General features: G+C 45.7%; 3 protein-coding genes. All 3 read left to right on the top strand.

What is annotated here, in order from left to right:
• The first annotated feature begins 164 nt into the window (after positions 1-164).
• The 3 genes from KDK19_RS19375 (at position 165) to KDK19_RS19365 (ending at position 3,183) form a co-directional block, all read left to right on the top strand.
• On the top strand, positions 165-575 hold the full coding sequence (locus KDK19_RS19375) for a DUF86 domain-containing protein (protein ID WP_257254121.1): 411 nt from the start codon (positions 165-167) through the stop codon (positions 573-575).
• 361 nt (positions 576-936) lie between these two features.
• Complete coding sequence (locus KDK19_RS19370) at positions 937-2,226, top strand: capsule biosynthesis protein (protein WP_257254122.1); 1,290 nt, start codon at positions 937-939, stop codon at positions 2,224-2,226.
• 345 nt (positions 2,227-2,571) lie between these two features.
• Positions 2,572-3,183 carry an acyloxyacyl hydrolase gene (locus KDK19_RS19365; RefSeq protein ID WP_257254123.1) on the top strand — a complete coding sequence of 204 codons (612 nt, stop codon included), beginning with the start codon at positions 2,572-2,574 and terminating at the stop codon, positions 3,181-3,183.
• Positions 3,184-3,259 lie beyond the last annotated feature (76 nt).

Here is a 3,259-nt window from a genome sequence, read left to right as displayed (position 1 = left end):
CTCAATTTCTTGCAATCCTCGCTACGGACGCTTAAGTCCGACAGGCTGCTAGTCAGGATAGATGAAATGGCATGACCTGTTCGAAACCCATGTTGTTTCTAAATATCAGCAGCTTCAGGAAGAACGCCGCGAGATTATTAATGATTTATTGAGCAGGCTTAAAAATGGATGATGTGATTCTGAATAAATACAGCATTATTCAGCGCTGCCTCGGCCGTATCGAAGAAGAGTACGTCGGACACGAAGATGAACTGACGACGAATTTCACCCGTCAGGACTCCATTATTTTAAATATCCAGCGGGCATCACAGGCCGCAACAGACCTGGCAAACCGGGTAATTCGCTTGAAGCAGCTGGGTATCCCTCAGGGAAGTCGGGACTCGTTTTCCCTATTGTCAGATCATGGTTATGTGTCTGTCAAACTGGCAGATAGCATGATGAAGATGATCGGATTCAGGAATATTGCTTTTCATGAGTACCAGAAACTAAATATTGATATTCTCAAAGCCGTTATTGTGAAGCATGTGCAAGAGATCAAGCTCTTTGCTGAAGAAACGATGAAGAATATTCAGTGACAACTACAGCTTGCAATTTCACCTCTTCGCCCTCTTCCGACGTTGGCGGTGATTTCAGAAAATTTTCTACTCATCTGGAAAGGCTCTTTTGTTGAACGACTGCATAAACTTCAGCTTGTTTAGCCATCTGAGGATCAACGGTTGAGGTGAGTTTAATCACCAAAACGTCCTATACGTATAGTCTTTCCAAATCAGAACGTAGTATTGTTTGAGGCAATCATATTAAACCTCCAAGCCAGCTCGCTTCAACAGCGATTTAATCACATTGTATTATATTTTTAGACTGCCTTATGCTAGGATCTGCACAATACACAACCGTTTATAAACGACTCGGGTCATACAAAAGGGCCGGGGTTAGCATATGACTGAATCTGCCGTACTTTTTCTTCAGGGCCCACTTGGACCGTTTTTCAAGCGGTTGGCACGTACCTTTTCCAGAGCGGGTTACACCACCCACAAAATCAACTTTAATGGCGGTGACCGGCTTTTTTCATGGGCTAATGTTCAGACCCATTACAATGGCAAGCCCGCTGATTGGGCTGATTTTCTTGAACGGTACCTCACTGAACATCGTATTGAAGCCGTCTTTCTCCTTGGCGATTGCCGTTATTATCACAGAACTGCAAAACCCGTCTGTGATGCGTTGGGGGTCCAATTTTGTGTCTTCGAAGAAGGTTACCTAAGACCTGATACCATCACACTGGAGTCGGGAGGTGTTAACGCATTGAGTCAGATGGATCTCAGCCATGAGAGCCTGGAAAAAGCAATGCTATGCTCTGCTAAATCCATCCAGACAATCGGCGGTACCATGAGGCAAAGGACTGGCTACGCTGCTCTTTATTATTGGGCCAGTTTTTTCTCAAAGGGTGAATTTTCTCAGTACAGGCATCACAGGGCGACTCATCCGGTCAAAGAAGGCTTTTACTGGTTGAGAGGTTTTGTCAGAAAGTGGCTTTTTAAAAGTTACGACAGGCAAATGCAATTTCGTCTGGACAATGAGTTTGATCAGAGATTCTATCTGGTCCCGTTGCAAGTCCACGACGACTCCCAAATGATTTTCCACTCACCTTATGAGTCGGTCAAAGCTTTTATTCAGGAAGTCATGGTCTCTTTCTGGAAGCATGCAGATTCAAATAAGGTCCTGTGCTTTAAACACCACCCAATGGATCGGGGCTACACAGAATATGGACAGTTTATTGAAGACTTGGCAACCAATCTGGGCATTCAGGACAGAGTGCTCTACTGCCACGACATCCCATTACCCGATTTATATCGACATACCTGTGGCGTAGTGACCGTTAACAGTTCAGTTGGAATCTCTGCCCTTCTGCATCATCTGCCTACCAAGGTCATGGGGCGAGCCTTATATGATATCGAGGGTATTACCCATCAGGGATCACTGGAGTCATTCTGGAAAAATCCCGAGCCTGTTGACCGTCATCTATTCAAACAACTTCATTCCTGCCTTTTTCAGAAAACCCAAATCAATGGTAGCTTTTTCAAATACTTAACGCTCACCTGTAATAACAGTCTGAGCTTTTACGAAAAACGTCTTAAACCCACTTCAACATTTCGACCATCAGAGCAAGACCCCTGCCTGATTCCTGAACAAGCCGAATCCCTGCGATCCTCATACAGCGGCGCTGCATAGGTCTGCACTGCCCACCCGACCCGTGCAGCCATGTTAATTTAATGGCTCTCCTACTGTTTGTATACACCTCTGCCTGACGTCCTCTTCTACCTAATATCGGTAGGAGGTTCCTGTTAGTCACTTGAAATGCCAAGCAAGTTGAGAACAGTTTTGGAAGAGCTACTCTTTACAACAAACAAGTTACTACAGACAAGTCTGCGTAACCAATGCGCAGAGGATTTTAGCCCTACTCTCTCATCTCAGCCCCCCCGCAATAAGCCATCAAAAATTTTCCATAAAGTTTCAATCTCGCCGGCCGATAGCTAATGCGTGGAAACCACAAGGATGATATTTTTCGGGGGAAGTATGATGAAGAGAGCTATTGCCAGCCTCTGCTTATCAGCTACGCTGCTGATCCAGACACAGAGTGCTCACGCAGAAGATTTTGTTCCAGATAGTATCAACGTTAGCTACGGCCAGTACCTTGATCTTGTTTCGAGTCGTTCAGCAGATTTCACCAATCTGCGTCTGGGCATCACCTGGGACTGGAAGAAGGGCTTTTATCAGTCTGATAACATGGTGCTCAGCAGCTATTTTGAACTGGCTGCCAGTTCATGGAAAAGTAATCTCACAGCCAGCGACAACCCTAGCCCTGATGGCAAAGACAAAGTCACAGCTATCAGTTTTTCACCGGTATTAAGAATGGCATTTCTGCCCAAGGCCAGTGTCCGTCCGTTTATAGATCTTGGGGTGGGAGCTGCCTACCTGTCTGAACAGGACCTGGAGAAAGAGAAGAAATCACCCATCAATATGGGCGGTCACTCGCAATTCGAGATCCGGGTCATGGCAGGTATTGAATTTGGTTCCAAGCAGCAATTTGAACTCAGCTATGGCTGGTTTCATTACTCTAACGCCGGTCTGCACAGCATGAATGAATCCATTGACTTTCATTTGGCGACATTCGGCTATAAGTGGTAATCAGTGAGTCGCCGATATTCTGGTCTAGCAGCCTGTCGGACTTAAGCGTCCGTAGCGAGGATTGCAAGAAATTGAG

The sequence above is a fragment of the Endozoicomonas sp. ONNA1 genome (genome assembly GCF_024606325.1).
In the GTDB taxonomy this organism is placed as follows: domain Bacteria; phylum Pseudomonadota; class Gammaproteobacteria; order Pseudomonadales; family Endozoicomonadaceae; genus Endozoicomonas_A.
The sequence above is the reverse complement of the archived record's forward strand: the minus strand, read 5'-3'. Positions and strand labels throughout refer to the sequence as shown.

Bases quoted from the DNA above. Each gene is read 5' to 3' on its own strand.
- KDK19_RS19375 (WP_257254121.1), top strand. From the start codon at position 165: ATGGATGATGTGATTCTGAATAAATACAGCATTATTCAGCGCTGCCTC.
- KDK19_RS19370 (WP_257254122.1), top strand. From the start codon at position 937: ATGACTGAATCTGCCGTACTTTTTCTTCAGGGCCCACTTGGACCGTTT.
- KDK19_RS19365 (WP_257254123.1), top strand. From the start codon at position 2,572: ATGATGAAGAGAGCTATTGCCAGCCTCTGCTTATCAGCTACGCTGCTG.